Origin of the sequence: Caballeronia terrestris, assembly GCF_001544515.1 — a bacterium.
GTDB classification, from domain to species: domain Bacteria; phylum Pseudomonadota; class Gammaproteobacteria; order Burkholderiales; family Burkholderiaceae; genus Caballeronia; species Caballeronia terrestris.
The window spans coordinates 97,773-114,500 of the sequence record NZ_FCOL02000006.1 but is presented as its reverse complement, the minus strand read 5'-3'; the positions used below and the strand labels follow the sequence as shown (position 1 = coordinate 114,500).

Here is a 16,728-nt window from a genome sequence, read left to right as displayed (position 1 = left end):
CCGGCTAGGGACGCGGATTCCGCCGTTTCGGAGCATGGTAAGGCATTCGGCAGGCCTCGCGGGCCGCCGAGGCTTTAACGCGGTGCGGTCACGACGATGTACTGCGTCTGCGATCCGGCGATCTGCGGCTGATACCACGTACTGCCGCATTGCTGGTAAGCGACATTGCCGACCATCACGGGCGCGCAGCCCGAAGGCAGCGAGCGCGTGATCGACCCGACGACCGCCGCTGTCAGGCCGACGGTGGCGGTCACTGCGGCGGCGGTTGCAACGGGGTGATAGTCGTCGCGGCCGTGCACGTCGACATCGACGTTGCGGTTGACGTTCACGTTATGCCGAGAGTTGTCGACGTGGACGTTGTTCACGCGGGCATCGCGGCCCCGGACTTCGGCGCTGGCGTTCATTGCGATGGCGAGGGTGGCTACGCTCAGGGCGAGCGTCATCAGGAGGCGGTTTGTCATGCTGGAATCGTGGTTCTCATGCTCGGGACGCCTTGCGGCGCGGGTGGAGTTCGGCGTTTTCAGCGAAGCTGTGAAGCCGCGACGTGTGCCCCTTTTTGGGGCCGCTGCAATCTCTCACGCACGCCGGGACGGGTCAATTTTCGAGATGCCATGCATCAACGTTTCACATTTCGCAACGCCGGCCACGCTCGGCCGAACTTCGCGCGCCGCCCTGAAAACCGCGCCGAGACTGGCGCTCAGCGATCCGACAGCGATCCCGTATAATCAATGACCACCTTTGTCCGCGCGTTCGCACCCGGCGCGCGGCAAAACCGGCACAGTAGGCGGCGTGAGCCAAGCCCTCGCCGCCAGTCCGACGCCTCACAAAACAGCAGACCGCCCCAGTACGCCATGAAAGCTGCCGAAATCCGCGAGAAATTCCTGAAGTTCTTCGAATCGAAGGGCCATACGATCGTCCGTTCGTCGAGCCTCGTGCCCGGCAACGACCCGACGCTGCTCTTCACCAATTCGGGCATGGTCCAGTTCAAGGACGTGTTCCTCGGCGCCGAGTCGCGCCCGTACTCGCGCGCGACCACCGCGCAGCGCAGCGTGCGCGCGGGCGGCAAGCACAACGACCTCGAAAACGTCGGCTACACGGCGCGGCATCACACGTTTTTCGAGATGCTCGGCAACTTCTCGTTCGGCGACTATTTCAAGCGCGACGCGATCCACTACTGCTGGGAACTGCTGACGAAGGTCTACAAACTCCCCGCTGACAAGCTCACCGTCACCGTCTATCAGGAAGACGACGAGGCCTACGGCATCTGGGAAAAGGAAATCGGCGTGCCGGCCGAGCGCATCATCCGCATCGGCGACAACAAGGGCGCGCGCTACGCCTCCGACAACTTCTGGCAGATGGCCGACACCGGCCCGTGCGGCCCGTGCTCAGAAGTGTTCTATGACCACGGCCCGGAGATTTGGGGCGGCCCGCCGGGATCGCCCGAGGAAGACGGCGACCGCTTCATCGAGATCTGGAATCTCGTGTTCATGCAGTTCAACCGCGACGCTCAAGCCAACATGACGCCGCTGCCCAAGCAATGCGTCGATACGGGCATGGGGCTGGAGCGGCTCGCGGCGGTGCTGCAGCACGTCCACAGCAATTACGAGATCGACCTGTTCCAGACGCTCATCAAGGCTGCGGGCCGCGAAACCGATACCGCCGACCTCGAGAACAATTCGCTGAAGGTGATCGCCGACCACATCCGCGCGTGCTCGTTTTTGATCGTCGATGGCGTGATTCCCGGCAACGAAGGCCGCGGCTACGTGCTGCGCCGGATCGTGCGCCGCGCGATCCGCCACGGCTACAAGCTCGGCCGCAAGGGCGCGTTCTTTCACAAGCTCGTGCCTGACCTCGTCGAGGAAATGGGCGCGGCTTATCCCGAATTGAAGGATGCACAGGCGCGCGTCACTGACGTGCTGCGCCAGGAAGAGGAACGCTTTTTCGAGACGATCGAGCACGGCATGTCGATCCTCGAAGGCGAACTCGCGGCGCTGGAAAAGAAAGGCTCGAAGACGCTCGACGGCGAACTCGCGTTCAAGTTGCACGACACCTACGGCTTCCCGCTCGATCTGACGGCGGACGTGTGCCGCGAGCGCGGCGTGACCGTCGACGAACCCGCCTTCGACGACGCTATGTCCCGCCAGCGCGACCAGGCGCGCGCGGCCGGCAAGTTCAAGATCGCGACGGGCCTCGAATACTCGGGCGCGAAGACCACGTTCCACGGCTACGAGAAGGAAATCTTCGACGACGCCAAGATCGTCGCGGTGTATGTCGAAGGCGCGTCGGTGCAGGAGGCGAAGGCCGGCCAGCAAGCCGTCGTCGTGCTCGATCACACGCCGTTCTACGCCGAATCAGGCGGTCAGGCGGGCGACCAGGGCGTGCTCGCGAACGCGAGCGTGCGTTTCGCTGTCCTCGATACGCTGAAGGTGCAGGCCGATGTCGTCGGGCATCACGGCTCGGTGGAGCAGGGGACGCTCAAGGTTGGCGACGTCGTGAAGGCCGAGATCGACGCCATCCGCCGCGCCCGCACCGCGCGCAACCACTCCGCGACGCACCTGATGCACAAGGCGCTGCGCGAGGTGCTCGGCGGCCACGTGCAGCAAAAAGGCTCGCTCGTCGATGCCGACAAGACGCGCTTCGACTTCGCCCACAACGCGCCGGTGACCGATGACCAGATCCGCCGCGTCGAGGCCATCGTGAACGAGGAAGTGCTCGCGAACGCGCCGGGCATCGTGCGCGTGATGCCGTACGACGAAGCCGTGAAAGGCGGCGCGATGGCGCTCTTCGGCGAAAAATACGGCGACACCGTGCGCGTGCTCGACCTCGGCTTCTCGCGCGAACTCTGCGGCGGCACGCACGTGCATCGCACGGGCGATATCGGCTTCTTCAAGATCGTGATGGAGGGAGGCGTGGCGGCGGGCATTCGCCGCGTCGAGGCGATCACCGGCGACAACGCCGTGCGCTTCGTGCAGGAACTCGATGCGCGCATCAACGCGGCGGCCGCCGTGCTGAAGGCGCAGCCGTCGGAGCTGACGCAGCGCATCGCGCAGGTGCAGGAGCATGTGAAGTCGCTGGAGAAGGAACTCGGCGCGCTGAAGTCGAAGCTCGCATCGAGCCAGGGCGACGAACTCGTGTCGCAGGCGGTCAATGTGAGCGGCGTGCAGGTGCTCGCCGCGCAACTCGATGGCGCCGACGTCAAGACGCTGCGCGAAACCGTCGACAAGCTGAAGGACAAGCTAAAGAGCGCGGCGATCGTGCTGGCTTCCGTCGATGGCGGGAAGGTCAGCCTGATCGCGGGCGTGACAGCGGATGCATCGAAGAAGGTGAAGGCGGGCGAACTCGTGAACTTCGTCGCGCAGCAGGTGGGCGGCAAAGGCGGCGGCCGGCCCGACATGGCGCAGGCAGGCGGCACGGAGCCGGCGAATCTGGCAGCGGCGCTGGCGGGTGTCACCGGCTGGGTGCAGCAGCAGCTTTGATGTTTCGGGCGCCTGTTACGGGCGCCGTGCTTTAGAAAAACCTGCTTCGTTCGACGGAGCAGGTTTTTTTTTATGTCCTTGCAAAACGCCAACAGGTACGCGCCGTGCGGATACCAAGCCACCTCAACCAATAAACAGGGACCCTCGATGAATATCAAACTTGCCTCTCTTGCCCTTGCATCGACGATGCTGATCGCAACCGGCGCCGCAGAGGCGAAGGGCTGTATCGAAGGCGCGGCCGTCGGTGGCGTGGCGGGACACGTGGCCGGCAAGCACGGCGCGGTCGGCGCAGCGGGCGGCTGCGCCATCGGCCATCACGAAGCGAGCAAGAAGGACAAAGCGCAGAAGGATGCCGCCGCGAGCCAGCCGGCGGCGAAGTAGGGAGCTCAACCGCGCGGCCGATGCCGCATCGCCACTCCGACCAGCCCCGCACTTCCACCAGCCAGCGCCGCAACCGCCAGCCACAGCGCGATCGAAAACGATCCGGTGTGCGCGGCGATCGGCGCGGCGACGAGCGGCCCCGCGATCTGTCCAAGGCCGTAGGCCGCCGTCGCGTAACCCATCAGCCCGGCTGCGCGCTCGCCGCGTAGCCGCCGCGCTTCGCGCATCGCGAAAAGCGTGATCGCGGTGAACGGCAAGCCGATCAGCAAACTGCCGACGGTGAAGCCGACCGTCGTCGGAAAGACGATCCCCGATGCGATTCCCAACGCCTGCAGCACGTAGCAGCCGGCTAGAAGCGTGCGATTGTCCCAAGCGATCGGCAAGCGCGCGGCGATCAGCGCACCTGCGATCAGCGCCGCGCCGAACATCGGCCAGAACAGGTCGGGCCAGGGCGATCCCGGCAATGCGTGTCGCGCGATGACAGGCAGGAAGGTTGCCGTGATGATGTAGCCGAAGCCCGGTAGGGCGTAGAGGAACACGAGCCACGCGGCCTGTGCCCGATGCGCTGTGACCGGTACGAAAGCGCTCGCGCCGGCTTGAGCGACAGGCTTTCCCGCAACGCCGGAAGCCTTCCCGAAAATTCCCCAAACGAACGCGCCGGCGACCGCCGATAGCACCGCGAACCCGATCCACGCCACGTTCGCACCGAGCGCTCCGGCCGCTCCTCCGAGCAACCCCGTCACGACGATCCCCACACCCGGCCCCGTGTAAATCACGCCGCTCCAGCCGTGCGCGCCGAGTTCGGCGAGCCGCCGCAAGCCCCACTGCGACGCGAACACGAAGGTCCACGCGCTCACCACGCCTCCGACGAACCGCACGATCGCCCAGAGCCAGAACGCATCGGTGACGCCCATCGCGAGCGTCAGGACGACTGTCGCGACGAGGCCGCCGCGCACCATCTTCGCGGGATCGGCGGAAATGGCCGCGCACGACAGCGCGCCCACGAAATAGCCCGCGTAGTTGAACGACGCGAGCCAGCCGCCGTGACGGATATCGAGGGCACCGCTCGCGAGCATCATCGGCAGGAGCGGCGTGAACGCGAAGCGCCCGACGCCGAGCGCAACCGCCAGCACGACGGCGCAGCCGAGCGCGGCATCGCGTGCGGGATGACGGGCGGAGAGGTGAAGCGGCAGCAAGGCGGACATTTTTAGCGCACCGGGAAGAACTTAAGCCTATGCTAACTTGACCGATCCATCCTGAAAAATGAATAATCGAGATTGAATGGATCACCAGGAGAGATTCAAATGGATCTCGCAGCGCTTCATATTTTTCGTACGGTCGTGCGCGAAAACGGCGTAACGCGTGCGGCGGCGAAGCTGAACCGCGTGCAGTCAAACGTGACGACGCGCATCAAGCAACTCGAAGAGCAACTCGGCGCCGAGCTTTTCACGCGCGACGGCCGTCGACTCGTGCTGACGCCCGCCGGCGAGACACTCCTGCCCTACGCCGAGCGCCTGCTCGCGCTTGCGGACGAAGCGCGCCATGCGATCGCGGAAAACCGTCCGCGCGGGCGTTTGCGGCTCGGGACGATGGAAAGCACCGCCGCGAGCCGTCTGCCGCGCGCGCTTGCGCAGTATCACCAGAACTGGCCCGAGGTGACGCTCGAACTCGTGACCGGCGTGACGCGTGACCTGATCGAGAGCGTGCGCAATTTCGAAGTCGATGCCGCGCTCGTCGCGAAGGCGCCCGGCGCGCAAACCACGCCCTCCGATACCTTCGATTACGTGCCGGTCTTTCACGAGGAACTCGTGATGCTGACGCCGCGCGGGCATCGACCGATCGTTAGCGCGCGAGATATCGCGCTGTCGACTCTGGTCGCGTTCGAGCGCGGCTGCGAGTACCGCGCGTATGCGGAACGATGGTACGAGCGCGACGGCGTGCGGCCGGCGCGCGTGCTCGAACTCGGCTCGTACCACGCGATCATCGCTTGCGTGGCGGCGGGCGCAGGCGTCGCAGTCGCGCCGCGCGCGGTGCTCAGCAGCACGCCGAGCGAGGGCGTCGCGGTGCATGCGCTGCCGTCGATCGGCATCATCGATACGCTGCTCGTCTGGCGGCGCGGACATTTCTCGGCGGCGCTCAACGTGCTGCGCGAGATGCTGCTCGCGGATGCGGCGGCGCTCGAATCGGCCCACGAACCTGTCGAAGCCTCGCCAGAGCCGGCTCATCCCGCGCGCTGATTTAGCACGGGCTAAAATGGCCCGCACTACCGACCCACCACGTGACCTCAAGAAAAACCGCATGCAACATTTCGCCTCCGACAACTACGCCGGCATCTGCCCCGAAGCGCTCGCTGCGCTGATCGACGCCAACAACAGCGGCCACGAGCCGTCCTACGGCGAGGATTCGTGGACGCAGCAAGTCTGCGACCGCATCCGCGACCTGTTTCAGACCGATTGCGAAGTCTTCTTCGTGTTCAACGGCACGGCGGCGAATTCCCTTGCGCTGGCGTCGCTGTGCCAGTCGTACCACTCGGTGATCTGCCACGAACTGGCGCACGTCGAAACCGACGAATGCGGCGGCCCCGAATTTTTCTCCGGCGGCTCGAAGCTCCTCACCGCGACCGGCGCGAACGGGAAGCTCACGCCAGATGCGATCGAAGCCGTCGTCACGCGCCGCGCGGACATCCACTATCCGAAGCCGAAGGTCGTCACGCTCACGCAATCGACGGAAGTCGGCACCGTGTACACCGTCGAGGAAGTGCGCGCGATCGCGGCGATCGCCAAGCGGCGGCATTTGACGGTCCACATGGACGGCGCGCGCTTCGCGAACGCGGTGGCGTCGCTCGACGTGCATCCGTCGGAGATCACGTGGCGCGCGGGCGTCGACGTGCTGTGCTTTGGCGGCACGAAGAACGGCCTGCCGGTGGGCGAGGCGGTCGTCTTCTTCGACAAGGCGCTCGCCGCCGATTTCGCCTATCGCCTGAAGCAGGCCGGGCAACTCGCCTCGAAGATGCGCTTCATCTCCGCGCCGTGGCTCGGCCTCCTCGATAACGACGTCTGGTTGCGCAATGCGCGCCACGCGAACGCGATGGCGCGCCTGATGACCGAGCGCCTCGCCGGACTCCCCGGCGTGAAGGTACTGTTCGAAACGCAATCGAACGCGGTGTTCGCGGAACTGCCGCAACATGTGGCGCTCGCGCTGCGCAACAAGGGCTGGAAGTTCTACCAGTTCATCGGCTCGGGCGGCTGCCGGCTGATGTGCGCATGGGATACGAAGCGTGAGACCGTAGAGCAATTCACCGACGAAATCCGCACGCTCTGCGCGGCGTAGAACGATGACCAAGCCGCTTCCGACAACCCGCGCCGACTATCCGCACTTCCTCGCGATCCCGACGCGCTGGTCCGATAACGACGTTTACGGCCATGTGAACAACGTCGTGTACTACAGCTACTTCGATACGGTCGTGAACGAGTATCTGATGCGCACCGGCGTGCTCGACTTCGAGCGCGGCGCGACGATCGGCCTCGTCGTCGAGACGCATTGCAACTATTTCGCGTCGATCGTGTTTCCGGAGCGCATCGAGGCGGGTCTGCGCGTGGCGAAGTTCGGCGCCACGAGCGTGCGCTACGAAGTCGCGATCTTCAGCGAAGGCGCGAGCGAGGCGGCGGCGCACGGGCATTTCGTGCATGTGTACGTCGATCGCGTGACGCGCAAGCCGGTCGCGTTGCCCGACGCGCTGCGCGCCGCGCTCGAACCGCTCGCGAACGCCTGAGCGTGCAGTCGTTCGTCCAGTGGTTCGCCCTCAGCCTGCTCAACGGCGTGAGCGTGGGGCTGCTGCTCTTCATGCTGTCGGCGGGGCTGACGCTGATTTTCAGCATGCTCGGCGTACTCAACTTCGCGCACGCGAGTTTCTACATGCTCGGCGCGTACACGGGCTACGCGCTCGCCGCGCACGGCGGATTCTGGTTCGCCCTGATCGCGGCGCCCTTGATCGTAGGTATGTTGGGCGCGCTGTTCGAGCGCTTCCTGTTGCGCCGCGTTCATGCGCGCGGCGCACTCGCCGAACTGCTGCTCACGTTCGGCGCGGCGTATCTGATCGCTGAAGCGGTGAAACTCGTCTGGGGATTGGCGCCGCTTGCCGCATCGATTCCTTCTTCGCTCGATGGCCCGCTCTTCAAGCTCTACGGCGCAGCGTTCCCGCGATATCGCGCGTTCATGATGGCGTTATCGATCGCGATGCTCATCGCGTTGTACGCGGTGCTGCGCGTCTCGAAGACGGGGCTCATCGTGCGCGCCGCGCTTACGCACCCGTCGACCGTCGAGACGCTTGGCCACGACGTGCCGCGCGTCTTCACGATGGTATTCGCCGTCGGCACCGCGCTCGCCGCATTGGCCGGCGTGATCGGCGCGCCGCTCTCCGTGATCGAGCCGTCGATGGCCGATGCGATGGGGCCGATCGTGTTCGTCGTCGTGGTGATCGGCGGATTGGGGTCGCTGGGCGGCGCGCTAGTGGCATCGCTTGTGATCGGCTGTGTGCAGACGTTTGCGGTGGCTAGCTCGGCGTCGTTAGGCAGCATCGCGGCGATGCTCGGGGCTTCGGTGCCCGAGGCGTGGGCATCGTTGACGGTGGCGCAGGTCGCGCCCGTGCTGCCTTATTTGCTGCTCGTCGCGATGCTGAGCGTGCGTCCGCGCGGACTCTTCGGCGAGCGTGGCGACAATGCGTAGATCGCTCGTGCCGTGGCTCGTGCTGATCGCGGCGCTGGGCATTCCGGCGTGCTTCTCGTCGCAAAGCTGGCTCTTCGCGTACCTTGCGCAAACCGCGACGATGATCGTCTTCGCGCTCTCCTACAATCTCCTGCTCGGCGAGACGGGACTGCTCTCGCTGGGCCACGCCGCGTATGCGGGCCTCGGCGCGTTCGCCGCGGCGCACGCATTCAATCGATACGACGTGCCGCTGCCGCTCTTGCCGCTTGCAGGCGGCGCGGCGGGCGCGCTCGCGGGCGTGCTGTTCGGCTTCATCTCGACGCGCCGCGCAGGCACCCCCTACGCGATGATCACGCTAGGCATCGGCGAACTCGTCGCGGCGAGCGTGTGGCTCGTGCCGGGCTGGTTCGGCGGGGAGGGCGGTGTATCTATCGATCGCGCGAGCGGTGCGCGCTTCTTCGCGTGGACGTTCGGCCCCGCGCGCGAAGCGTACGCGTTGATCGCGGCGTGGTGCGTGATCGCGTGCATCGCGATGTTCCTGTTCTCCCGCACGCCGACGGTTCGCCTAGCGAATGCTGTGCGTGACAACGCCGTGCGCGTCGCGGCGATCGGCTTCGATCCGCGGCGCGTGCGCTTCACGATGTCTGTCGTGTCGGCGTTCTTCGCGGGCGTCGCGGGCGTGCTAGGTTTGATCAACGTCGAGCTTGCATCGGCGGAAGGCGTCGGCTTGGCGCGCTCGGGGAGCGTGCTGATCGCGACGGTGATCGGCGGGGCGTCGTCGTTCTTCGGGCCGGTGTTGGGCGCTGCGGTGTTGACGTTTTTCAGCGTCGCGGTTGCAAGCGTGTCGCCGGCGTGGATGATGTATCTGGGCGTCTTTTTCGTGTGCGTCGTCGTGGCCGCGCCCGATGGCATTGGCCGGCGCGCTTCGCCTCTTGCGGTTCTCGCGGCGCTGGCGTGGGTGCTCGCCATCGTCATCGCCAGCGAAGTCGCCTACGCTATGCAGTTCGCGACCAGTAGCGACGGGCTCGCGCATCTCGCGGGCTTCGCGCTCGATGGCAGGACGTTGACGCCGTGGCTCCTTGCTTCAATAAGCGTTTTGATCGCTGCGTTCCTGACGCGCCTCGCACGATGACCGCCGCGCTCGAACTCCATCACATCACGAAGCGCTTCGGCGCAACGGAGATCCTGCGCGGCGTCGATCTGTCGATCGAAAAGGGCGAGCGCCATGCGCTGATCGGCCCCAACGGCGCGGGCAAATCCACGCTCTTCGATCTGATCTCCGGCCGCACGCGAGCGAGTGGGGGACGCGTCGTCCTGAACGGCATCGACATCTCGCGGATGCCTCCATACCGCATCGCGCGCTGCGGACTCGCGCGCAGCTTCCAGACTACGAGCGTGTTCGCGGGCCTCTCCGTCTTCGATAACGTACGCTGCGCGGCGTCATCGCGCTTTTTCGATCGATGGCTGCGTCCGCGCGTGATTGACCAGCGCGCGCACACGATCCTCGATGCGGTTGGCCTCGCCAGCCGCGCCGATGAACTTGCCGCGAGCCTCAGCTACGCGGAACAACGCGCGCTTGATCTTGGCATCGCGCTCGCGACCGACGCATCAACCTTGTTACTGGATGAACCGACCGCTGGCATGAACCGCGCGGAAGCCGCGCGCGCACTAGACCTGATTCGCGCGACGACCGAAGGCCGCACGTTGCTGATCGTCGAACACGATATGGAAGCGGTGTTCGCGCTCGCCGATCGCATCTCCGTGCTCGTGCGCGGCCGCGTGATCGCAATGGGCACACCCGCGCAGATTCGCGCGGACGCGCGCGTGCGCGAAGCGTATCTCGGCGATGGGGAGGTGCCGCGATGAGCGCGCTGCTGCTCGACATCGAGGGCTTGCACGCGTGGTACGGCGCGAGTCACGTGCTGCACGGTGTAACGCTATCGATCGCTGATGGCGAAGTGCTCGCTTTGAGCGGACGCAACGGCTCGGGCCGCTCGACGCTCGCCAAGGCGATCATGGGACTCGTGCGCGCGAAGGGGAGCATGCGGTTCCTGGGCCGCCCGATCGTGGGCATGCGGCCGTTCCGCATCGCGCGTCTGGGCGTCGGCTACGTGCCCGAACAGCGCGACGTCTTCCCGACGCTGACCGTCCGCGAAAACCTCATGCTCGGCGAGCGATCACGCGCCGAACGCTTCACCCTCGACGACGCCATGAGCCTCTTCCCTGTGCTGAGCGAACGAGCATCGGTGAACGCGGGCGCGCTGTCCGGCGGCGAGCAGCAGATGCTCGCCTTGGCGAGGACGCTCGTCGGCGATCCGCGACTCGTGATCATCGATGAGCCCGCCGAAGGACTCGCGCCGCAAGTGGTCACGCAACTTACCGAATGCCTCGCGACATTGAAACAACGCGGCCTCGCGATGCTGCTGATCGAACAGCGCATGACGATCGCGCGCACTCTGGCGAATCGCGTCGCGGTAATGGGCCACGGCGCAATCGTCTTCGACGGCAGCTTCGACGCGCTCGCCGCCGACGAGCGCATCACGAACGACTGGCTTTCGATCGGTTAGCTCTTGCTGTCGCGCTCGAAGATCCATTCGTGCTTCGGATCGTTCTTGAAGTGCCACGTCCTTTTGTTGCCCGCCATCACGTTCAGATAATAGTTGTCGTAGCCATACGGAACGACGACCGGGTGATAGCCGCGCGGCACCATCACGATGTCGTGATTTTCGACGGCCATCGTTTCGTCTAGATCACGTTCATCCGTATAGACGCGCTGGAACGCGAACCCCTGCGGTGGATTCAGGCGGTGATAGTAAGTCTCTTCGAGCGAACTCTCGATGGGCACGTTGTCCTTGTCGTGCTTGTGCGGCGGATAGCTCGACGCATGTCCGCCGGGCGTCCTCACCTCGACCACGAGCAAGCCTTCCGCCGGCTCCGTCTGCGGAAGAATATCGCATACGTATCGCGTATTCGCGCCTTTGCCGCGTGTCGAGCGCGCCATCTGCGAAGGCTCGATGAGACGCGGCGGGTACTTGCCGGTCGCCGGCGCACTCGCAACGCCAATCTCGCTCTCGCGATCCGCGCGCACGATCGCGGCGAGCTTCGGCGGCAAGTAGAGCGCATACGGCGCCGTATCCTCGAACACGCTGTCGCGCTTGCCGATCGACTCCCAGCGCTGATCGCCCGCTTCGACCGTTACCGTGCCCGTCAAGACGACGATGCACACCTCGCGGTCCGCTTCATAGACGTGGATGAGATCGCCGCCATCCAGACGATACGCCGCGAAGCCGACATGCTTCCAGCCGGCCGATTCCGGTGTCACGCGCGCGATCGTCTGGTCCTCGCGCGATGCCTTGACTAGCAGACTCATGCTGCCTCCTCGATGTTTGCGTCGACCAAAGCGCGCAGCGTGCGATAGCCTTTCTCGGCATACGCATAGCTCGGCGCGATGACCGGGTCCTGTTCGGCTTCCACGACGAGCCAGCCACGATAGCCGTGGCGCTTGAGGCGCGCGATGATCGAGGCGAAGTCGACCGTGCCGTCGCCGGGCACGGTGAACGCACCGTTGATCACCGCATCGAGGAAGCTCCAGTTGCGGTTGCGTGCGAGCCTGATGATCTCCGGCCGCACGTCCTTGCAATGCACGTGGCACACGCGGGCGATGTGCTTGTCGAGCACCGTCAGCGGATCGCCGCCCGCGAACGTGATGTGGCCCGCATCGAAAAGCAGGCCGACGTCGTCGCTCGTCAGGCTCATCAGACGATCGACGTCGGCGGGTGTTTCGACATATGCGCCCATGTGATGATGGTACGCCACGCGCACGCCGCGCGAGAGCGTGTATGCGGCGAACGTGTTCAGGCGCTCGGCGTACTCGCTCCAGCGCGCATCGGAGAAGAAGCGCGGACGCTGATAGAGCGGCTGCGGCGCGCCCTGGATCGAGTTTGCGACTTCGCCATAGACCATGACCGTCGCGCCGTTTTTCGCCAGCAGATCGAGATGCGGCCCGACGGCGGCGATCTCGTCCTCGGCGCTGCGTTCCGCAAGCCTTCCCGAGTACCAGCCCGACACGAGCGCGAGGTCGTATTGCGCGAGCAGCGTCTTCAGCGCCTGCGGCTCGCGGGGAAACTTGTTGCCCAGTTCGAAGCCTTCGTAGCCGATGCGGCGTCCTTCCGTCAGCGCGACATCGAGCGGCGTCTCGCCGCCGAGCGACGGCAGGTCGTCGTTCATCCACGAAAGCGGGTTGATGCCGATGCGTACATCGAAAGTCGTCATTGAAGTTTTCCTTATTGACTAGTGCTCGTCGATCGGGCCGTAAGCGCGCGTTCGTAGTCCGCGCGCGCGTCGCGCACTGCCTCGCGTTCCGACACTTCCGGCACTGCGACTTCCCACCACCAGCCGCCTTCCTCGGTGGGTCGAGCGGGATCGGTATCGATGCTGATCAGGTAGCTGCGATCGGCGGCGCGTGCGCGCTGCATCGCGGTTTCGAGTTCGCCGATGTTCGCGACGTGCTCGGCCACCGCGCCGAGCGAGCGCGCATGCATCGCGAAGTCGATCGCGGGTGCGCCTTGCGGGCCTTGCGTGCAATCGTCGATGAGGTTGTTGAACGGCGCGCCGCCGCACGCCTGCTGCAAGCGGTTGATGCAGCCGTAGCCGCGATTGTCGAGCAGCACGACGATCAGCTTCGCGCCGAGCATGACCGATGTGGCAAGCTCGCTGTTCATCATCAGATAGCTGCCGTCGCCGACGATCACGATCACTTCGCGATCCGGCTTCGCAAGCTTGGCTCCGAGGCCACCCGCGATCTCGTAGCCCATACACGAGTAGCCATATTCGACGTGATAGCCGCCGGGCGTGCTCGTGCGCCAGAGCTTCTGCAAATCGGCGGGGAGCGTCCCAGCCGCACACACGACGATGTCGTTCCGAGCCGACTGTGCATGCGAGCGCTGCACCGCGCCGATCACGTCGGCTTCGCGCGGCAAGAGGCCTTCGTGCGGCGGCGTGTGCGTCACGCTCGCGACCGCTGTGCGCCAGTCGTCGGCGAGATGATGCGCGCGCGTCGTCCATTGCGGCGCGGCGCGCCAGTCGCCGAGTGCCTGGCTCAACGCATCGAGCGCGAGTCCCGCATCGGATTCGACGGCGATGCTGTTTCGCTTCAGCGCATCGAATGCGTTCGCATTGATGCCGATAAGACGTGCTTCTGCGAAGAGCGTGTTCGAACCCGTCGTGAAGTCCTGCAGACGCGTGCCGACGGCGAGCACGCAATCGGCCGCATTGGCGAGTTCGTTGGCCGACGACGATCCCGTCACGCCGATACCGCCGACGTTCAAAGGATGATCCCAGGGCAACGCACTCTTGCCCGCCTGCGTTTCCGCGACCGGGATGCCGTGGCGTTCCGCAAACGTGCGCAGCGCATCCGTCGCTTCGCCGTAAAGCACGCCGCCGCCCGAGACGATGACCGGCTCGCGCGACTCGCGCAACGCGGCGGCGGCCTCCTCGATTTCGTATTTCACCGGCGCGGGCGCATGAAACGGCACGACGCGCGGCTCGAAGAACGAGGCGGGGTAGTCGTAGGCCATCGCCTGGACGTCTTGCGGCAACGCGAGCGTGACGGGGCCGCACAGCGCGGCATCGGTCAGCACGCGGATCGCGCGCGGCAACGCGCTCAACAACTGCGCCGGATGCACGATGCGATCGAAGTAACGCGAGACGGGCTTCAGCGCTTCGTTGGCGGACACGCCGCCGTCGTGCGCGTCCTCGACTTGCTGCAGCACCGGATCGGGCGCGCGCGAGACGAAGATGTCACCGGGCAGCAGCAACACCGGCAAGCGGTTCACATGCGCGAGCGCGGCAGCCGTGACGAGGTTCGTCGCGCCCGGTCCGATCGAAGTCGTAACCGCCATCATGCGTCTGCGGAAATTCGCCTTCGCGTAGGCGATCGCACTGTGCGCCATCGCCTGCTCGTTGTGCGCGCGATAGACCGGCAGTTCCTCGCGATGCTGATAAAGCGCCTCGCCGATCCCCGCGACGTTGCCGTGGCCGAAGATCGCGAAGACGCCGCCGAAAAGCGCTTCGCCCGATGCCGTGCGTTGCGCGGCGAGATAGCGCACGAGCGCTTGCGCTGTGGTGAGACGTACCGTTCCCATGACGGCGTGCTCCGATGTCCTATGCATAGCGCGCTGGTTCATGCTGCCTGCTCCTGTCTCGCTGCAACGCCGCTGCCGGCGCGCGCGTTGCGCCATGCATCGATCAGCGTTTCGAACGTGCGGCGCACGCGCGCGATGAGTTCGTCGTCGTCGATCTGGTTCGCCAGCCACGCGTGGCTCGGCTCATGAAAGATCGTGCGCCCGACCGTGAAGCCGCGACACGTGCTCGACGCGGCCGCCGCCTTGAAGCCGTCGCAAAGCTGATCGACCGCCGCCGACAGGCCCAGCAGCACGACGCCCCGGCAAGCCGGATCGCGCTCGGCGATGAGCGCGTCGATCGCGTGCCATTGCTGCGCGCTCATCGGTTCGAGCTTCCACCACTCCGGATAGATGCCGAGGTTATAGAGCCGCTTCAATCCACGATAAACCGTATCGTCGGCGACTGCAGGGCCGTTCTTCGGCACGATCACTTCGAGCAGCAATTCGTGTCCGCTCGTCTGCACCGCGTCGTACAGCGCGCGGATCTGCGCTTCCTGTTCGAGCCGCAATTCGTGCGGATGATCGGGATGATATTGAACGAGGCACTTCGCCACATGTTCGCGCGGCCATTCGATCAACGTCGTCCCGATCGAGCGGCCGTGATCGAAGACGAGGGGCAGCGACCCCGGCAACTCGACAGGACGACCGATCCACCAGCCGCGTCCTGTGGCTGAGTTCAATGCATCCTGTCCATACCGATCGTCGATCAATACACCGATGCGGCCTTCGAGCCCGAGCTGCTTTTCCGTCTGCGCGACCGCTTCTACGAAGAGCCCTTTGAGCTTCGCGATGCGTGTTTCATCGGCGCCGGTCTGCTGCGCGAGATCGAAGAACTGGTTGCGATGATCGAACGCGAAGCCGAGCACTTCGTCCCATTGCTTGCGATTCGGGCTTACACGATGCAAGCGCGCGAGCGTCGCATCGCGATCGGGGCGGCGCATGCGGACCGGGTCTTTCTTCGCGGCATCGAGGAAGTAGTCGAGTTCGGCCGGCGTGGGCATCGCCGGAGCGCAGCCGTGCCGCGACACGACCAGCGCGCCGCTCGCATTCGCCGTGCGCGCGCAGGCTTCGAGCGATTCGTCGCGCAGCCAGCCTGCGAGAAAGCCCGAGGCGAACGCATCGCCCGCGCCGAGCACGTTGAGCACTTCCACTTCGACGCCACCATGAATCGGCGCATCGTCGATCGATGCGGGCACCGCGCCTTCGATGATCGAGCACCCGAGCGGCCCGCGCTTGACGACGAGCGTCGCGCTCGTCACCGCGCGCACCATCGTGAGCGCGTCGATCAACTGGTCCTTGCCGCCCGCGATGCGGAACTCTTCCTCCGTGCCGATCACGAGATCGATCAGCGGCAGGATGCGCTGCAAGTGCGCGGTGACGCCTTCGTTCGCGATGAAACGCGTCTCACCATCGGCCTTGCTCGTGAGGCCCCACAACACCGGCCGATAGTCGATGTCGAGCACCGTGCGCACCTGGTTGCGCCGCGCGTAGTCGAGCGCGCGACGGCTCGTGCGGTTCACTTGCTCGGTCGAGAAGTGCGTGCCGGTGATCAGCAGGGCTTTCGACGACGCGATATACGCCTCATCGAAATCGTCCTCATCGACGGCCATGTCCGCGCAATTCTCGCGATAGAACACGAGCGGAAACGTATCGCGATCCTCGATGCCGAGCAGCACGAGGGCGGTCAGCCGCTCGCGATCGATGCGCACGTGGCTCACGTCGCAGCCTTCGCGTTCGAGCGTCTCGGTGAGAAAGCGCCCCATGTGATCGTTGCCGACGCGCGCGAGCATCGACGACTTCAGGCCGAGCCGCGCACATCCGAACGCGATGTTCGCCGACGATCCGCCGAGGTACTTCGCAAAGCTCGACACGTCTTCGAGCCGCGCGCCGACCTGCTGCGCGTAGAGATCGACTGCGAGGCGGCCCAGGCACACGATGTCGCGCGTGCGGCCCGGGGCAAAACGGGATTTCACTGGCATGTTGTC

15 protein-coding genes are annotated in these 16,728 nt (G+C 65.5%); 9 read left to right on the top strand and 6 right to left on the bottom strand.

All coding sequences use genetic code 11. From position 1 onward, the window contains the following. Window positions 1-74: 74 nt before the first annotated feature. Complete coding sequence (locus tag AWB67_RS07560; protein WP_087655622.1) at window positions 75-461, bottom strand: DUF6515 family protein; 387 nt, start codon at window positions 459-461, stop codon at window positions 75-77. A gap of 390 nt (window positions 462-851) precedes the next feature. On the opposite strand from AWB67_RS07560, the gene alaS reads away from it, so the two are divergent. Both alaS and AWB67_RS07550 read left to right on the top strand, forming a co-directional pair. Further along, window positions 852-3,476 carry an alanine--tRNA ligase gene (alaS, locus tag AWB67_RS07555; RefSeq protein WP_087655621.1) on the top strand — a complete coding sequence of 875 codons (2,625 nt, stop codon included), beginning with the start codon at window positions 852-854 and terminating at the stop codon, window positions 3,474-3,476. Window positions 3,477-3,662: 186 nt separating this feature from the next. Continuing rightward, a complete protein-coding gene (locus tag AWB67_RS07550) occupies window positions 3,663-3,857 on the top strand; it encodes a hypothetical protein (RefSeq protein ID WP_374729804.1) in 195 nt (64 codons plus the stop codon). A 5-nt stretch (window positions 3,858-3,862) separates the two neighbouring features. On the opposite strand, the gene AWB67_RS07545 is transcribed toward AWB67_RS07550, so the two are convergent. Continuing rightward, complete coding sequence (locus AWB67_RS07545; protein ID WP_087655619.1) at window positions 3,863-5,062, bottom strand: YbfB/YjiJ family MFS transporter; 1,200 nt, start codon at window positions 5,060-5,062, stop codon at window positions 3,863-3,865. Window positions 5,063-5,161: 99 nt separating this feature from the next. Between AWB67_RS07545 and AWB67_RS07540 the strand changes: the two genes are divergently transcribed. The 7 genes from AWB67_RS07540 to AWB67_RS07510 all read left to right on the top strand — a co-directional run bounded on the left by AWB67_RS07540 (window position 5,162) and on the right by AWB67_RS07510 (window position 11,128). Then, window positions 5,162-6,094, top strand: a complete 933-nt coding sequence (locus tag AWB67_RS07540) for a LysR family transcriptional regulator (protein WP_087655618.1) — start codon at window positions 5,162-5,164, stop codon at window positions 6,092-6,094. A gap of 61 nt (window positions 6,095-6,155) precedes the next feature. Further along, complete coding sequence (locus AWB67_RS07535; RefSeq protein ID WP_087655617.1) at window positions 6,156-7,187, top strand: threonine aldolase family protein; 1,032 nt, start codon at window positions 6,156-6,158, stop codon at window positions 7,185-7,187. Window positions 7,188-7,191: 4 nt separating this feature from the next. Further along, entirely contained in the window at window positions 7,192-7,629 is a 438-nt protein-coding gene (locus AWB67_RS07530; RefSeq protein ID WP_087655616.1) for an acyl-CoA thioesterase, read from the top strand. Window positions 7,630-7,631: 2 nt separating this feature from the next. Next, entirely contained in the window at window positions 7,632-8,582 is a 951-nt protein-coding gene (locus AWB67_RS07525) for a branched-chain amino acid ABC transporter permease (protein WP_327365483.1), read from the top strand. Beyond that, window positions 8,575-9,693, top strand: coding sequence for a branched-chain amino acid ABC transporter permease (locus AWB67_RS07520; RefSeq protein ID WP_087655615.1), 1,119 nt, complete (start codon window positions 8,575-8,577; stop codon window positions 9,691-9,693). Before AWB67_RS07525 ends, AWB67_RS07520 begins: the two co-directional genes overlap by 8 nt. Beyond that, on the top strand, window positions 9,690-10,427 hold the full coding sequence (locus tag AWB67_RS07515) for an ABC transporter ATP-binding protein (RefSeq protein WP_087655614.1): 738 nt from the start codon (window positions 9,690-9,692) through the stop codon (window positions 10,425-10,427). The genes AWB67_RS07520 and AWB67_RS07515 overlap by 4 nt, the downstream gene beginning before the upstream one ends. Then, complete coding sequence (locus tag AWB67_RS07510; protein WP_087655613.1) at window positions 10,424-11,128, top strand: ABC transporter ATP-binding protein; 705 nt, start codon at window positions 10,424-10,426, stop codon at window positions 11,126-11,128. The genes AWB67_RS07515 and AWB67_RS07510 overlap by 4 nt, the downstream gene beginning before the upstream one ends. On the opposite strand, the gene iolB is transcribed toward AWB67_RS07510, so the two are convergent. From iolB to AWB67_RS07490, 4 genes are read right to left on the bottom strand one after another with little or no spacing between them, the layout of a single operon-like run. Further along, entirely contained in the window at window positions 11,125-11,931 is an 807-nt protein-coding gene (gene iolB, locus AWB67_RS07505) for a 5-deoxy-glucuronate isomerase (RefSeq protein WP_087655612.1), read from the bottom strand. The genes AWB67_RS07510 and iolB overlap by 4 nt on opposite strands. Beyond that, window positions 11,928-12,833 (bottom strand): myo-inosose-2 dehydratase, encoded by a 906-nt coding sequence (iolE, locus tag AWB67_RS07500; protein ID WP_087655611.1) that lies wholly within the window; start codon window positions 12,831-12,833, stop codon window positions 11,928-11,930. The genes iolB and iolE overlap by 4 nt, the downstream gene beginning before the upstream one ends. Before the next feature lie 11 nt (window positions 12,834-12,844). Further along, window positions 12,845-14,746 carry a 3D-(3,5/4)-trihydroxycyclohexane-1,2-dione acylhydrolase (decyclizing) gene (gene iolD, locus AWB67_RS07495; protein WP_087655610.1) on the bottom strand — a complete coding sequence of 634 codons (1,902 nt, stop codon included), beginning with the start codon at window positions 14,744-14,746 and terminating at the stop codon, window positions 12,845-12,847. Further along, window positions 14,743-16,722 (bottom strand): bifunctional 5-dehydro-2-deoxygluconokinase/5-dehydro-2-deoxyphosphogluconate aldolase, encoded by a 1,980-nt coding sequence (locus AWB67_RS07490; protein WP_087655609.1) that lies wholly within the window; start codon window positions 16,720-16,722, stop codon window positions 14,743-14,745. Before AWB67_RS07490 ends, iolD begins: the two co-directional genes overlap by 4 nt. Between the last annotated feature and the right edge of the window lie 6 nt (window positions 16,723-16,728).

Bases quoted from the DNA above. Each gene is read 5' to 3' on its own strand.
- alaS (WP_087655621.1), top strand. From the start codon at position 852: ATGAAAGCTGCCGAAATCCGCGAGAAATTCCTGAAGTTCTTCGAATCG.
- iolD (WP_087655610.1), bottom strand. From the start codon at position 14,746: ATGAACCAGCGCGCTATGCATAGGACATCGGAGCACGCCGTCATGGGA.
- AWB67_RS07535 (WP_087655617.1), top strand. From the start codon at position 6,156: ATGCAACATTTCGCCTCCGACAACTACGCCGGCATCTGCCCCGAAGCG.
- AWB67_RS07490 (WP_087655609.1), bottom strand. From the start codon at position 16,722: ATGCCAGTGAAATCCCGTTTTGCCCCGGGCCGCACGCGCGACATCGTG.
- AWB67_RS07530 (WP_087655616.1), top strand. From the start codon at position 7,192: ATGACCAAGCCGCTTCCGACAACCCGCGCCGACTATCCGCACTTCCTC.
- AWB67_RS07560 (WP_087655622.1), bottom strand. From the start codon at position 461: ATGACAAACCGCCTCCTGATGACGCTCGCCCTGAGCGTAGCCACCCTC.
- AWB67_RS07550 (WP_374729804.1), top strand. From the start codon at position 3,663: ATGCTGATCGCAACCGGCGCCGCAGAGGCGAAGGGCTGTATCGAAGGC.
- AWB67_RS07540 (WP_087655618.1), top strand. From the start codon at position 5,162: ATGGATCTCGCAGCGCTTCATATTTTTCGTACGGTCGTGCGCGAAAAC.
- iolE (WP_087655611.1), bottom strand. From the start codon at position 12,833: ATGACGACTTTCGATGTACGCATCGGCATCAACCCGCTTTCGTGGATG.
- AWB67_RS07510 (WP_087655613.1), top strand. From the start codon at position 10,424: ATGAGCGCGCTGCTGCTCGACATCGAGGGCTTGCACGCGTGGTACGGC.
- AWB67_RS07520 (WP_087655615.1), top strand. From the start codon at position 8,575: ATGCGTAGATCGCTCGTGCCGTGGCTCGTGCTGATCGCGGCGCTGGGC.
- AWB67_RS07545 (WP_087655619.1), bottom strand. From the start codon at position 5,062: ATGTCCGCCTTGCTGCCGCTTCACCTCTCCGCCCGTCATCCCGCACGC.
- iolB (WP_087655612.1), bottom strand. From the start codon at position 11,931: ATGAGTCTGCTAGTCAAGGCATCGCGCGAGGACCAGACGATCGCGCGC.
- AWB67_RS07515 (WP_087655614.1), top strand. From the start codon at position 9,690: ATGACCGCCGCGCTCGAACTCCATCACATCACGAAGCGCTTCGGCGCA.